The 16,366-nt window shown below is 43.7% G+C and carries 5 protein-coding genes; 4 read left to right on the top strand and 1 reads right to left on the bottom strand.

Annotated features, from left to right (window positions below; translation table 11 throughout):
- Positions 1–251: 251 nt before the first annotated feature.
- Together EPB74_RS08975 and purU are read left to right on the top strand one after the other, a co-directional pair.
- On the top strand, positions 252–11,690 hold the full coding sequence (locus tag EPB74_RS08975) for a hypothetical protein (RefSeq protein WP_274903895.1): 11,439 nt from the start codon (positions 252–254) through the stop codon (positions 11,688–11,690).
- Positions 11,691–11,950: 260 nt separating this feature from the next.
- Positions 11,951–12,814, top strand: a complete 864-nt coding sequence (gene purU, locus EPB74_RS08970; protein ID WP_274903993.1) for a formyltetrahydrofolate deformylase — start codon at positions 11,951–11,953, stop codon at positions 12,812–12,814.
- Positions 12,815–12,945: 131 nt separating this feature from the next.
- Here the strand turns inward: purU and EPB74_RS08965 are convergent, their stop codons facing one another.
- Positions 12,946–13,752 (bottom strand): cytochrome C assembly family protein, encoded by an 807-nt coding sequence (locus EPB74_RS08965; protein WP_274903894.1) that lies wholly within the window; start codon positions 13,750–13,752, stop codon positions 12,946–12,948.
- 344 nt (positions 13,753–14,096) lie between these two features.
- Between EPB74_RS08965 and ffh the strand changes: the two genes are divergently transcribed.
- Together ffh and EPB74_RS08955 are read left to right on the top strand one after the other, a co-directional pair.
- Positions 14,097–15,647, top strand: coding sequence for a signal recognition particle protein (gene ffh, locus EPB74_RS08960; protein ID WP_274903893.1), 1,551 nt, complete (start codon positions 14,097–14,099; stop codon positions 15,645–15,647).
- A gap of 98 nt (positions 15,648–15,745) precedes the next feature.
- Positions 15,746–16,264, top strand: coding sequence for a helix-turn-helix domain-containing protein (locus tag EPB74_RS08955; RefSeq protein WP_274903892.1), 519 nt, complete (start codon positions 15,746–15,748; stop codon positions 16,262–16,264).
- The last annotated feature ends 102 nt before the right edge of the window (positions 16,265–16,366 follow it).

Raw genomic sequence — 16,366 nt, 5'->3', positions numbered from 1 at the left:
GTTGGTTTAAACGGTAACTATTATACCTTGAATTGAGCACGCTATGTGATTGATTATTTAATAATAAGGATTCACTTTTTAGTTGTAAGTTATGACAAAAGTCAGTAAAGTTGCAGTCATAAATTTAATACAATCTGTTAATATAACTGCTATTATTGTAAATATATGTATCTTTACCAAGCTGATATGAGGCTACGTAATAATTGCATACATTTAATCAGATAAATTACTGCTGCTGCGGAGCTCCAAAAATGTCATATACCTCATTACCTGCTTTTAAGTTATTTCAGCTTACTTCTTTATCTTGTGCCTTGGCGTTAGCAGGTTGTGGTGGCGGGGATGGTACAGATGTAATTGCACCCACACCTGATTTGGGCCCTGAAAAGCCTGGTACCGGTGGTGGGAATAATAATGGTGGTGGCACAACTAACCCTACTGAGAGACCTGATTTCTTTTTACAAGCAATCACTATTAACCCAAGTAACATTGAGATTTCGGATAACCAAGACGAACAAACGGAATTTACAGCAACTGTAAAAGCACTACAAGTTGCTGGCATTAGTGGCGTGAGTGATCAAGAAGTCACATTAAAAGTTGCTGATTCTGAGAATTCAGGGGCAGTAACTATCGAGCGTCAAGGCATACAGCTGACAGATGAGAGTGGTAACGCAGTCTACGAGCTGAAGCTGAATCCACAAGCCATCAAAGATGAGGCAGCACTACTAAGAAATGGCTTTACTTTAATTGCCACATCCAAAAAAGCAGATGGCACGATTGTCGAACAAATTAGATCTGTTCCTGTTTCTAGAAAAGGGGCTGGAGGAGGTTCGCAAGTTATTATCAGCGACCTTATTATCAAATCAGATATACAAACGACTTCCGTCTCTAATAATAAGCTGAACGCTCTTGGTGATACGGCTGTATTTAGTGTAATAGTTGAGGATAAAAATAAAGTACGTGCCCAAGGCGTGACCGTAGGCTTAGGTCTCGCAAGTACCGATGGTGTCTCTATCATTGGTGGTAATAGTAAAGTGACGGATACGAATGGTATTGCTACTTTTAATATTAAATTAGAGGAAGGTCTTTCAAAAGAGGTTCGTGATGCCCTCATTCAGCAAGGCGTTACCTACAGTATTAGTATAAAAGAGAAGAATGGCGCGACCAAACAGCAGCTTAAAGAACTGCCTGTAGCACTGCCTATCTCTGACTACAATCTGAAAGTCGACGGTGTGACCAATGCTATTAATGCTTATGGTGATACTAAGAAGCTGACAGTTACGGCAAGTCCTATAAATAGCAAGGTACCGACTCAAATTAATGGTGCTCAAGTGAGTATTAAGCTCAATAATGCGCCTGAAGGTGTAAGTTTAGCCACGGAACAATTGGTATTAGATGCTACTGGCAAGGCAACAGTAGATCTAAACGTATCGCCAACTTTAGATGATGCGGCTCGCCAAAAGCTTGCTAAAGAAGGTATCAGCTATACGATCATTCTATCTGAGCCTAACCGCTCTACTACTGTAAAAACTTTTACTAACCAAGTTTATATTCCTCAAGCTCAGTATCAAGTTAGCTTTGTGAGTAATGGCAAAAATAAAATCTCAAGCTATGGTAGCAGTACTATTGTGACTTTCCGTGTGATTGATAGAAGTAATGGTGGTCCTATTGCTAATCAAAATGTCACTGCTACTCTACCCAAAGCCTTAAGAGATGCAGGGCTACTCACCTTAGAGAGCGATGCGACTCAAAAAACTGATGCGCAAGGTTTGGTAAAATATACTATTCGCATTCCGAGCAATTTAAGCGCTGATAAAAGAGCAGTTTTAGAACAAGCCGACGTTTCCATCACTGCTACTATGAAAGAGGCGTCAGGGGTCATCAGTAGTGTGACTAGTACTAAGGTTCAGGTTACCGCAGAAAGTGAAACCGTTATCACCTCAAAAACTGTCCCCAGTATTGTGAACGTCTTAAAAGACCAGTTCCAAATCCAAGTATCAGGCAAGCGTCCAGATGGTAGTACGGCAACTGGTAAAGAAGTCAAATTAATCATTAATAATATTGACGGTATCAGTGTGCAGGGCAATACGCAGACGACTGATAATGCGGGTAATGCAACCTTTACTGTCAATATAGCCCCAAGCCTAACTAGAGAGCAACGTGAAGCATTAACCAAATTGGTTATTCCTTACACGGTTACGTTAACGGACGATGACGGTATCGTCACCAAAAATGATACTTTCAAAGTAGCAATGCCCACGGCTGACTACCGAATTAACTTTGGTACCAGTAGTAACGATCAGCTCTCAAGCTCAGGTGATAGCACCGTTATTAGCTTTCGCGTGAATGATGAAAATGGTGGCGTAATTGCTAATCAAAGAGTAACGGCAGTGTTGCCAAAAGCATTGATAGATGCAGGACTACTCACCTTAGATAGTGCCGCTACCCAAGTTACTGATGCTAAAGGAATGGTCAGCTATAAGGTGAGTGTGCCTGCAGGATTGACTACTGAGCGTAAGGCACAGCTTGAGAAGACTGGCGGCTTTGCATTAACGGCTGCTATCATTGAGGAGTCGGGCGCGAGCAGTACGGCAACCAGTGAGCGTGTGCGGATTAGCAATGAGATTAAAGTCAGTGCAACCACCTTAAGCTCAACCTCTATTCCAAGTGTGGTTAACGTTTTAAAAGACAGCTTTAAAATCCAAGTATCAGGCAGGCGTCCTAATGGTAATGTGGCTGCTGGTAAATTAGTTAAACTGACCATCGATAATGTGAAGGGAGTCAGTGTCCAAGGTAATACTCAGACGACTGATACGGCGGGTAATGCGACCTTTATCGTCAATATAGACCCAAGCTTAACGAAAGCACAGCGCGAAGCATTGGTGACGTCAGGTATTGGTTATACTGCTATCTTAACCGACGATGACGGCATCGCTACCCAAAAAGGCACCGCCAAAGCGGCGATGCCCGTTGCTGATTACCGAATTAACTTTGGTACTAGTAGTAACGATCAGCTGTCAAGCTCAGGTGGCAGCACAACTATCAGTTTCCGCGTGAATGATAAAAAAGGCGGCGTGATTGCTAATCAAAGCGTAACGGCAGTTCTACCACCAGCATTGATAGATGCAGGACTACTCACTTTAGATAGTGCCGCTACCCAAATCACTGATAATAAAGGCATGGTCAGCTATAACGTGAGTGTACCTGCAGGATTATCTGCTGAGCGTAAAGAGCAGCTTGAGAAAATCGGTGGCTTTGCATTGACTGCCACTATCGTTGAAGAGTCAGGCGCAAGTAGTACGGCTGACAGTGTATCTGTACGTATTAGTGATAAGGTTAAAGTCAGTGAAACGACGTTAAGATCTACCTCTATACCAAGTGTGGTTAACGTTCTAAAAGACACCTTTAAAATTCAAGTATCAGGCAAGCGCCTTAATGGTAATGCGGCTGCTGGCAAAGTGGTTAAACTGACCATCGATAATGTCACGGGCGTCAGTGTCCAAGGCAATACCCAGACCACCGATGCGGCGGGTAATGCGACCTTTATCGTCAATATAGATCCAACTCTAAGTAGAGCAGACCGCGAAGCATTAGCGGCATCAACAGGTATTGCCTATACCGCCATCTTAACTGATGATGATGGTATCGCTACCCAAAATGCCACTGCTAAAGCGGCAATGCCCACTGCTGATTACCGGATTAACTTTGGTACTAGTAGCAATGATCAGCTTTCAAGCTCAGGTGGCAGTACAACTATCAGCTTCCGTGTCAATGATAAAAAGACGGGCGGTGTGATTGCCAATCAAAGGGTAACGGCAGAATTACCTGAAGCATTGAGAGAAGCAGGTATCTTAATTTTAGATGGTTCTGCTAGCCAAGCCACTGATAATAAAGGTATGGTGAGCTATACGGTTCGCGTACCAGCAGGACTATCCAAAGCACAGCAAGATGATCTTGAGAAAATAAAAAGCTTTATATTAACTGCCACTATCATTGAAGAATCAGGCGCTAGAAGTACGGTTACCAGTTCGCCTGTACGTATTAGTGATGAGGTTAAAATCAGTAAAACCACGTTAAGCTCAACCTCTATTCCAAGTGTGGTTAACGTCTTAAAAGACAGCTTTAAAATCCAAGTATCGGGCAAGCGTCCTAATGGCAGTGCTGCCGCTGGCAAAGTGGTTAAATTGACCGTCGATAATGTGAAGGGTGTTAGTGTTCAAGGTAACGAGCAAACCACCGATGCGGCGGGTAATGCTACCTTCATCGTCAATATAGACCCAAGCTTAACGAGAGCACAGCGCGAAGCATTAGCGGACTCAACAGGTATTGCCTATACCGCCATCTTAACTGATGATGATGGTATCGCTACCCAAAAGTATAACGCCAAGGCGGCAATGCCCGTTGCTGATTATCAAATTAACTTTGGTACTAGCAGTAACGATCAGCTCTCGAGCTCAGGTGGCAGCACAACTATCAGCTTCCGTGTGAATGATAAAGGAACGGGCGGTGTGATTGCCAATCAAAGAGTAACTGCCGTCCTGCCAAAAGCATTGAGAGATGCAGGATTACTCACCTTAGACAGTGCCGCTACCCAAGTCACTGATAATAAAGGCATGGTCAGCTACAATGTAAGTGTACCTGCTGGTTTGAGCACAGATCAGAAAAAGGCATTAGAAGCGACTGGCAACTTTGCATTGACGGCTGCTATTATTGAAGACTCTGGCGCTAGCAGTACAGCGACGAGCGCAGCTGTACGAGTTAGTGATGAGGTTAAAGTTAGTGCCACTACCTTGAGCTCAACTTCTATCCCAAGTGTAGTCAACGTTTTAAAAGACAGCTTTAAAATCCAAGTATCAGGCAAGCGTCCTAATGGTAATGCAGCTGCTGGTAAATTAGTTAAATTGACTATCGATAATGTGAAGGGTGTCAGTGTTCAAGGTAATACCCAAACGACTGATGCAGCGGGTAATGCGACCTTTGTCCTGAATATAGACCCAACGCTAAGTAGAGCAGACCGCGAAGCATTAGTGGCGTCAGGTATTGCTTATACCGCCATCTTAACCGATGATGACGGTATCGCTACCCAAAATGCCACTGCTCAAGCAGCGCTGCCTGATGCTGCCTACCAAATTAACTTCGGTACTAATAGTAATGATCAGCTTTCAAGCTCAGGTGGCAGCACGATTATCAGCTTCCGCGTCAATGATAAAGAAACGGGCGGTGTGATTGCCAATCAAAGAGTAACTGCCGTCCTGCCAAAAGCATTGAGAGATGCAGGACTACTCACCTTGGACAGTGCCGCCACCCAAGTCACTGATAATAAAGGCATGGTGAGCTATACGGTTCGCGTACCAGCAGGTTTGAGCACAAAACAGAAAGATGATCTTGAAACTGCGGGCAGCTTTGCATTAACCGCTGCTATCATTGAGGACTCAGGTGTCAGCAGCACAGTTACAAGCACGCCTGTACTTATTAGTGATAAAGTTGCCGTCAGTGCAACCACATTAAGCTCAGCTTCTATCCCAAGTGTGGTGAACGTCTTAAAAGACAGCTTTAAAATCCAAGTATCGGGTAAGCGTCCTAATGGGAATGCAGCTGCTGGTAAAGTAGTTACGTTGGCTATTGATAATGTATCTGGGGTCAGTATAGAAGGCAACGAGCAGACGACAAATGCGGCGGGTAATGCCACCTTTACGGTCAATATAGACCCAAGCTTAACGAGAGCACAGCGTGAAGCATTGGTGACGTCAGGTATCGGCTATACTGCCATCTTAACCGACGATGACGGCATCGCTACCCAAAACGCCACGGCTACAGCGGCGATGCCTGATGCTGCTTACAAAATTAACTTTGGTACTACCAGTAATAATCAGCTCTCAAGCTCAGGTGGCAGCACGGTTATCAGCTTCCGCGTCAATGATAAAAAGACCGGCGGCGTGATTGCGAATCAAAGCGTCACGGCAGAATTACCCGAAGCATTGAGAGAAGCAGGCATCTTAATTATAGATAGTGCGGCTACGAAACTGACTGATGCACAAGGTATGGTCAGCTATACCGTTCGTGTACCAGCAGGTTTGAACGCAGATCAGAAAAAGGCGCTTGAAGCTGCGGGCAGCTTTATATTAATTGCCACTATCATTGAAGAGTCGGGTGCGATCAGTGAAGTGGCGAGCACGCCTGTACTAATTAGTGACAAAGTTGCCGTCAGTGCAACCACCTTAAGCTCAGCTTCTATTCCCAGTGTGGTCAACGTCTTAAAAGACAGCTTTAAAATCCAAGTATCAGGCAAGCGTCCTAATGGTAATGTAGCTGCTGGTAAAGTGGTTAAATTGACCATCGAGGATGTATTTGGCGTCAGTATCCAAGGTAATGAGCAGACCACCGATGCGGCAGGTAATGCTACCTTTACGGTCAATATAGATCCAAGCTTAACGAAAGCACAGCGCGAAGCATTGGCGGCGTCAGGTATTGCCTATACTGCCATCTTAACGGATGACGACGGCATCGCGACCGAAAACGCCACTGCTCAAGCAGGTATACCAGATGCGCAATATCAACTTAACGTTGGTACTAATAGTAATAGTCAGCTCTCAAGCTCAGGTGGCAGCACGGTTATCAGCTTCCGCGTGAATGATAAAACAACGGGCGGTGTGATTGCCAATCAAAGAGTCAGCGTAGTCCTACCAAAAGCATTGAGAGATGCAGGACTATTGACCCTAGACAGTGAGGCTACGAAACCGACCGATGCTCAAGGTATGGTCAGCTATACGGTTCGTGTACCAGCAGGTTTGAGCACAGAGCAGAAAAAGGCGCTTGAAGATGCAGTCAGCTTTAAATTAACCGCTGCTATCATTGAAAACTCAGGGGTTAGTAGTACAGTGGAAAGCACGCCTGTACTTATTAGTGATGAGGTTAAAGTCAGTGCAACCACCTTAAGCTCAACTTCTATTCCAAGTACCGTCAATATCCTAAAAGACAGCTTTAAAATCCAAGTATCAGGCAAGCGTCCTAATGGCAGTGCGGCTGCGAGCAAAGTGGTTAAACTGACCATCGATAATGTATCTGGTGTCAGTATCGAAGGCAACGAGCAGACCACCGATGCGGCAGGTAATGCGACCTTTATGGTCAATATAGATCCAAGCTTAACGAGAGCACAGCGTGACGCATTAGTAGCATCAGGTATTGCCTATACTGCTATCTTAACCGACGATGACGGTATCGCGACCGAAAATGCCACTGCTCAAGCAGCGATACCTGATGCTGCATACCAAATTAACTTTGGTATCAATAGTAATAGTCAGCTGCTAAGCTCAGGTGGTAGCACGGTTATCAGCTTCCGTGTCAATGATAAACAAGGCGGTGTGATTGCGGGTCAAAGCGTAACCTCTGTCTTACCATCAGCATTGATAGATGCAGGACTATTGACCTTAGACAGTGCCGCTACCCAAATCACTGATGATAAAGGAATGGTCAGCTACACGGTTCGCGTACCATCAGGTTTGAGCAAAGTACAGAGAGATAAGCTCGAAGGTATCGGCGGCTTTGTATTGACTGCCACTAACCTTGAAGAGTCGGGCGCAAGCAGTAAAGTTGAAAGTGAACGCGTGCTTGTTAAGGACAAGGCTGCACTAAGTGATATCGTACTAACATCTATCAGCACGCCTAAGGTAGTTAATACAAGCGATAGCCAGTTTAATATCCAAGTATCAGGCAAGCGCTCAAATGGTAGTGCTGCCTCTGGCAAAGTGGTTAAGCTAGCGCTTGATAAAATACTGCCTGGTGTCAGTATCGAGGGTAACGAGCAGACCACCAATGCTGCGGGTAATGCCGTATTTACCCTTAATATCAGCCAAAATTTAACCCCATCACAGCGTGACGCATTAGTGGCATCAGGTATCAGCTACACTGCTACTTTGATTGATGATGACAAAGAAGCCAAAATTAGCGATACGGTGACAGTACAACAGCCGGCAACCAGTATTGATTTTGCCTCTATTCGGACGCCTACTATCAGTGAGCTTGGCGGCAATGGTAGTATCACTGTTAAGCTACTGACCAAAGATGCGGCAAAAACACCGGTTAACGGTCAGAAAGTGGATATCGTCTTAGGGGCAAAAGCGCGGGATTATGGGGTGACACTCAGTCAAACGAGCGCAACCACAGACTTCAATGGTGAGGCGACTTATATTATTGATGTGCCGACTGGCTTAACGCGTAAGCAACGCGATGAACTGAAGAAAATTGGTATTAACTATCAATTGTCTTATGTCGAAAAAGGAATCACCTATAATTCTAAAATACGGAAGGTTAATTTATTCCAGCCTGCTATTGTATTAAGTATCCTGAATGCTCCTACTAATATAGGCAATCGTGATGGCTATACGCTGAACGAGGTGGGTGATAGCATTACCATTCAAGGTCAGCTGAGTAACAAAACCGATAATACCCAAATTGCCAGTCAGTCAGTCGAGCTGAACTTTAATGATAAGTCATTAGCAAAACTACTAACAGTGAACGGTAATGCAGGTTCTGCAACCATCGTTGCCAACACCGATACAGATGGTATCGTCAGCTTTGAGGTTGTGGTACCAAGTAACTTAACACCTGATGAAAAACAGGCGCTAAGAGATAAGGTATTAACGGCTACTTTGAAAGAGACACTGACTAATCAAGAGCAAGAAGTTAATATTAAAGTACAGTCGATGGTTGCAAATATCTCTTTGATAGACACCCAATCAAATCCACTGAATCTAAATGGTGGTGAGACGCAGATTGAAGTGACTGCTGAAAACGATAAAGGTAACGTTGTCGCTGGACAAAAAGTATTTTTGGCATTGCCGGCACTTATTGCTAGCCAAGGCGTGACACTCGTATCAGGTAACAGTCAGACTACAGATGACTCAGGTCGTGCGACCTTTACCCTTGCTGTGCCTAATAACCTGACCACTGCTCAGAAAGAGGCGATTGAAGGTGCGACTAAAAGCTTTGTTATTGTATTTTCAGCCGCAGATGCAAGTGGCAATATAGTAACCCAAAGCAGTACCGTTAATACAATAACCCCAGATGCCACCACCGGTATAAAAGAGAACCTAACGATAGGTGCCAATAAGGTTGTTAATACCAAGGGCGACACCTTTAAAGTGTTTGTACGCGTTGCTAAGAATGATGGTAGCAGTATAGCCAATCGTGAAGTACGTCTAAACGTTGATGACCCGATAAAAACAGGGGTTACGATTACCAATAATGCCGTGACTACGAATGGTGATGGCGTAGCAACCTTTGATCTCAAACTTGAGGCGGGCGCTAACGTTAACCAAGCTATTTTGGAAGCGGGTATCAAGCTGATGGCAACCACGACGACCGCTGATAACCTGACGCTAGAACAACAATACATCGTCGCTGTAGATAAAGCCACGATTGACAGCTATCAAATACTTGCCTCATCAGAGAAATCGACGCTGAGAACCGGTGGCGATCAGACCACGGCGACCTTCCGTGTTACTGATAGCAGGGGTGGTATCTTAGTCGGCGTACCGCTACAGCTAAGTATTGAGAACTTAGAGGCTAGTGGTGCTGCCTTGACCACGCCAAGCGTCGTAACAACCGATGTCAGTGGTAAAGTCGATGTCGGCGTACTATTAGCCGCAGGCACGGTCAACGCGCGTCTGAATCATAGCGTCGTTATCAATGCTAAAATCGTTACGCCGCGATATGATGCCAATGGTGATGTGACCATGGAAGTGCGTGAAGATAAGTCATTAAGCTTATCAGCGATAGGCACTGAGATTACGCTTAGCGCTACCGAAACCAAGCTTAAAGATGGTGGTCTAGCGACGATTACGACTCGCCTAATCGATGGTTCAGGACGTGCGATTGCTAATGCAGGTATGGAGCTGGTAAATTCAGATGATGAGCTTATTACTACCAATGCTACCACGACCACCAATGCCGATGGCGAAGCCAGCTTTGATATCAATGAGGCAAATCTAACCTTTGATAGCAATGGTAACTTACGCGTTTTTGCCCGCGCAGTAGGTGAAGGCGGCATAGTAGTGCAGCGTAGTAATAACAGCATTGAGCTGGTAAAAATCTCGCAAGCGGGCATCAGTTTTATTGATATTGAAAACCTTTATGATGTCAATGAGCCACAATTAATTAACGTTCAAATTCGTGCAGATAGCCCAGAAAAAGCGCTGGAACTTGTCGGTAAAGAAGTCGAAGTACAAACTACTATTGGTAGCTTAATTCCAAACTATTTGGATAAATTTACCGATAAAGTCATTGTCTCTAAGCCGATTCAGAAAAGTGACATTCAAGGCAGCATTATTACCGTAAAAGTGTGGCTCAAGTCTGAACTAGCAGGTACTGCGGTATTACAAGCCACGGTATTGGGTGAAAATGTCAATGGTCAGCCAAGATATAGAGCGATAGTCGATACTCGTTTCCGTGCAACCACACCTACCAAAATGCTATTCCAAGCAGTGAAGTCGGTTATTACTCCTGGTGGTAGCACCGAAGTGGTGGCAACAGTCAAAGACAAAAACGATGTGCCAGTAGAAGGGCAAACCGTAGTCTTTAGCCGTATTGCTGACTCATCAGCAGGTCGTCTATCATCTGCAACTGCCATTACCGATAGTAAAGGTCAGGCGCGGGTAGTCTATCAAGCAAATGCTAGCTCACCCATTGGTGGCGTAGTCATTAACGCGCGCTTATTAATAGATAATGCAGGCATTGGTCTCAAAACTACCAATATTACTGTATCTGAAGATGCGGTCTATACCACGTTATCGTTTGGTAACAAGCTGGCCTCTGATGATATCTACTACACAGTACGTGGTTCCATCTCGGTAATGGATGGCTCAGGACGCGCTGTACCAAATAAAGAAGTCTCCATTAAGTCTTATGCGGTTGAGTATGCTCAGGGTAAATACTGCTTGTTAGATAGTACAGTAAGTTATCAAGCTTCTAGCTTTTTAGAAGATGGTAATATTATCCTCCCAGCTCTAAAAACATCCGCTGAAAAAGTGCCTGTTTCACAAACTTCAAGTTGGATTGATACCGAAGATGGCAACTATAACTATACTTTAGACAAAGATAGCAACCCGATCTTAAATGAAGATAAGAACAACAATGGCAGCTTAGAAGCTATTAACCCTGTTGCTATTATTGGTGGTACGTTATCTGATGATGGTTATAGCTTTGTCACCGATGATGAAGGCCGTGCTGATTTTGAGATTCGTTATCCACTACGTTATTCAAACTGGGTAAAAGTAAAGTTTGATGCCACAACCTTTTTAAATGGTAGTGAAAGTACGCAAAGTATTAACTATCAGCTGCCTTCAGCAGAAAAAGACTTAGTTATTAACGGCTCAGACTTAAGTACGCCTTGGATTGATAATACCAGCCCATTTGGTAACGGTGGTGCAACTTGCGTGAATAGTATGAATGTGAGTATTCAGGAACAAGATAACCTTAGAACGCCTAATGTTCCTGCTTCAACCAAAGTCACTTTGTCTCCTTATCAGCCAGCTCAATCAAACTACTTTGTCTCAATTAATGGAGTATCTGGATCTGGAGCGCCAGGTGGTTTTAATACCTATATGATAGACTTTAACGAAGCGTTTGCTTTAGGTTCTGTCGTTAGCGTCAGTAATAATGGCTTTAGTTTCAATAGAGTGATTAAAGCGCAATAGATATTATCTAATCAGACCTAGAGTTTTTTAACACTTAGCCCCCAACCTCGCGTTGGGGGTTTTTGCGTTTATAATCTCAATAACCAAATACAACCAACTCAATCAGCAAAATATCGCAAAAGCGATTAAAATAGCTGTCTTCTTATATTGCTATTAGATTTTAAGTAGCAAGTTTTATTTTGATTGGGCGTACTATGTCAGACACTGCAACGATTACTTCACCGAAAACTTTATTCCAACAGGCATCTAAAGTGCCACCTATGACCAATGCTATTGATACTGCCACACTATTGATTAAATGCCGTGATCAAGCAGGTATCGTGCAAGCGGTATCCGAATTTATTCATCGCTATGGCGCTAATATCATTACCCTTGATCAGTATTCAACTGCTCATGAAGGTGGTCAATACTTTATGCGTTTAGAATTTGTCTTAGCGGGATTGAGTGAGATTATTGATAACTTTGAAGCCAGTTTTGCCCATACCGTTGCTAAGCGCCATAATATGGAGTGGCGCCTACACGACAATGCCATTAAAACCAAAGTCGGTATCTTAGTATCAAAGTTTGACCATGCGTTACTAGACTTACTGTGGCGACATCAGCGCGGACTGCTTGATTGTGAGATTACTTCTGTCGTCAGTAATCATGAAGACTTACGTCAAGCGGTAGAGAGTTTCGATATTATCTTTCATCATATACCAGTGACCAAAGATAATAAGGTAGAGGCAGAAGAGCAGATTCATCAATTGATGGCAGGCAATGATTTATTGGTATTAGCGCGCTATATGCAGATATTGTCGTCTGATTTTGTCAAGCGTTGGCCGATGCAGATTATCAATATTCATCATTCATTCTTGCCAGCGTTTGTTGGTGCAGATCCGTATCGCCAAGCTTATGATAAAGGGGTGAAGCTTATCGGTGCGACCGCCCATTATGTCACAGCCGAGTTGGATCAAGGACCTATTATTGAGCAAGACGTGCACCGTGTGACCCATCGTCAAGGGGTCGTGGAATTACGGGCGATTGGGCGTGATATTGAACGTAATGTATTAGCGCGAGCCGTAAATTGGCATGTGCAAAATCGCGTGATTGTAGCGGGAAACAAAACGGTGGTTTTTAATTAGCTTTTAATTAGAGCTGTTTTAAATTGAGAAGAAATCGTTAAAAGAGATTTAATAAAAAAGCCGCCAGTATTATTATTTAATGATACTGGCGGCTTTGTTTTTTTAATCATATTGCTGTTGCAAAACTGAGTTTATAACACCATCTCTAACACAAACTTACTGCCGACAAAGCCAATTGCTAATAAAATAAAAGCGTAAATGGTGATGTTAGCAGCGCGTTTGCCACGCCATCCAGCACGCCAGTTGCCTAATAACAGCGCCCCAAATAACAGCCATGACAGCACGCTAAACACCGTTTTGTGGGCAATGTGCTGCGCCATCAAATCTTCTACGTAAATAAAACCAATGCCTAGCGCAATGCTAAGCAGGACAAAGCCTACTAATAGCATATCAAATAATAGACTTTCCATACTTTGAAGGGACGGTAGTTTATTAACCCAAAAACGGTGAATCGATTGGTGTTTAAGTTCACGTATTTGCAGACGCAAAAATAGCGCTTGCACCGCCGCCATCAGCAGCACACAATAGGCGGCAAGTGATAGTAATATATGAGCTTCAAGCCCCATACTGATATCAGTGAGCGGGCGATAAGGCGCGCGGCCAATATAGCCGATTATCATACCTATGAGTGCGGTCGGTGCTGCTAAAATACCAAGACTCACGATAGGTCGGTACAAACAGAACATGACATAAAAGAATAAGAAAAATAAACTGATCAGGCTAATGATATTAAATAGGTTAAAATTTAACCCATAAAGAGTGACAACATGTGGGTAGAGTAGCGTCGCATGTGCCAACATACCCACCAATAATAAGCTTAAGCTTGTGCCTTTATGGATAGGTTTATCTTGAATCAGCGCCCAACCAATATGAATGCTGACTAAGAGGTAAGCCACACCAGCAAGTAAGAATGCAAGTTGCAAGATAAAAGACCTCATCTCATAATGAGCGCTCAATTTAATGCTAAAAAATGAGCGCTCAATTTAATGCTAAAATGGTATTATTAGAACAATCATCCAATTTATCATAAAATGGCAGTCAATTGAGTACCATCTTACGTATTCCTGATTGCAAAACGATTATGGGCAAAACCATTATTTGTAGACCGACTATAAATTTTGGGTGTGCTTAATGCTATAGTATTGATAATTTGCTGTTTTTTATAATAATTTTTATAACTGTTTTTATAAAAGCGCGACCCAATATTTCATAATATACGCTAATACTATTTATAAACCATTTAAATGGTTTAACTGAGAATTATTTTAACTGAGAGTTATTTATGTTTGATACCTTAACAGAACGCTTATCATCGAGCCTGCGCAATATCGCAGGCACAGGGCAATTGACCGAAGACAATATCAAAGACACTTTACGCGAAGTACGTATGGCGCTGCTAGAAGCCGATGTGGCGTTACCTGTCACCCGCGATTTTGTGAAGCGTGTCAAAGAGCAAGCGCTTGGTGCTGAGGTGCTTAAAGAGTTGGCTCCAGGACAGGCATTTGTCAAGATCGTCCATGATGAGCTGACTGAAATGATGGGCAGTGCCAATCAGCAGTTAGAGATGACTGGCAAGCCACCAGTGGTTTATATCTTGGCAGGTCTGCAAGGTGCGGGTAAAACCACCACTGCTGGTAAACTGGCTAAATTCCTACAAGAGCGTCATAAAAAGAAGGTTATGCTGGTATCTGCTGACGTCTATCGTCCAGCAGCGATTCAGCAGCTTGAACAAGTCGCTGGGCAAGTGAATGCCAAGTTCGTTAACTCAAGTAGCGACGAAAACCCGATTGATATTGCGCTACGAGCTATTGAAGAGGCTAAAATTCAATATCAAGATATTTTGATTATTGATACAGCGGGTCGTCTGGCTATTGATGAGACCATGATGGATGAAATCAAAGCGCTGACCGCTGCGGTTAATCCTTCTGAGACGCTGTTTGTTGTCGATGCGATGACTGGTCAGGATGCGGCTAATACTGCCAAAGCCTTTAACGATGCGTTGCCATTAACGGGTGTTATTTTAACCAAGACCGATGGTGATGCGCGCGGTGGTGCGGCGCTTTCTGTACGCGCTATCACAGGTAAGCCGATTAAATTCTTAGGTCGCGGTGAAAAGCTAGACGCGCTAGAGCTGTTCCATCCTGAACGTATTGCCCAACGTATTCTTGGTATGGGTGACGTACTTAGTCTAGTCGAAGAAGTTGAGCAAAAGATTGATCGTGATAAAGCCGAAAAAATGGCGAAAAAGATGCAAAAGGGCGGCGAGTTCGACCTTGAGGATCTATTGACCCAGTTCCAGCAAATGAAAAGTATGGGCGGCATGGCGGGCTTCTTAGATAAGATGCCAGGTATGGGCGGCTCTGATATGCAAAAAGCCGTCGAAGATGCTAAGCCTGAAGAAAAAGTGCGTGAGATGGAAGCGTTGATTAATTCGATGACGCCATTTGAGCGCAAAAACCCTGATAAGATTAACCCGAGCCGTAAGCGCCGTATTGCTGCTGGCTCTGGTCGTGAAATTCAAGACGTCAATCGTTTGCTCAAGCAGCACAAGCAAATGGCAAAAATGATGAAGATGATTTCAAAGCCTGAAGGCATCAGCAAAATGATGAAATCGATGCAAGGATTGATGGGTGGCGGCGCTGGAGCAGGCGGTGGTGGTGGTCCATTATTCGGCGGTGGTGGTCAGCAAGGCGGCGTTAAAGATGTGAATCCGCAGCAAATGGCGAAACAGATGGGACTTGATCCAAATAACATGCCAAGTACTGAAGATATGCAAAAGCAGATGCAAGAGCTACAAGGCCAAACACCTAAGAGTTTTAAAAAACGTTTTTAATAGTAGTTAATGCTATTAGCAAAACCTTTGTCATGAAAACCTCAAAGCTAAAATTGAACTGACCCCCATAAGTTGGACACAACTTATGGGGTATTTTTATGCGTTACACACTAGACTTCAAGATCGAAGTCATCGCATACTATCGGCAAAGACATACCGGACTTGCCACAAGTGAGAAGTTTAAAGTAGATTCGAAACTTGTACAAAAATGGGTTAAGCAATACCAAAGCGGTGGCATAGATGCCATCAAGCCAAAGTCGAGTAAAGCTCACTATAGTCGCGATTTTAAACATCACGTGATTACGACCATGTTAGAGCAAGCATTAAGTCAATCCGAGGTCGCTTTAACGTTCAACATCAGCTCACCTGCCTTAATTAGTCATTGGCACAAAGCGTATCGGCTTTATGGCATGTCTGGACTAATATCCAAACGTAAAGGTAGAATCGCCATGACCAAGCCATTTATTACCGACAAACCAGATGATGAAAAAACACTAGCAGAACTCAAACGTGAGAATGAATACCTACGTGCGGAGGTTGCCTACCTAAAAAAGCTAGATGCCTTGCTCAAACAAAAGGAACAAGCAGTGACAAAGCAAGGCTCATCGAAGCACTAAGGGATAGCTGTTGTTTATCTGACTTACTTAAAGCCTCATGTCTGCCTAAAAGCGTCTTTTATTACCATAGAACAAAGCTTGAGAGTGACGATAAGTACGCTG

Origin of the sequence: Psychrobacter sp. DAB_AL62B (assembly GCF_028895345.1) — a bacterium.
GTDB lineage: Bacteria > Pseudomonadota > Gammaproteobacteria > Pseudomonadales > Moraxellaceae > Psychrobacter.
Note: the sequence above shows the minus strand (reverse complement) of the source record. Positions and strands in the feature narration are given on the sequence as shown.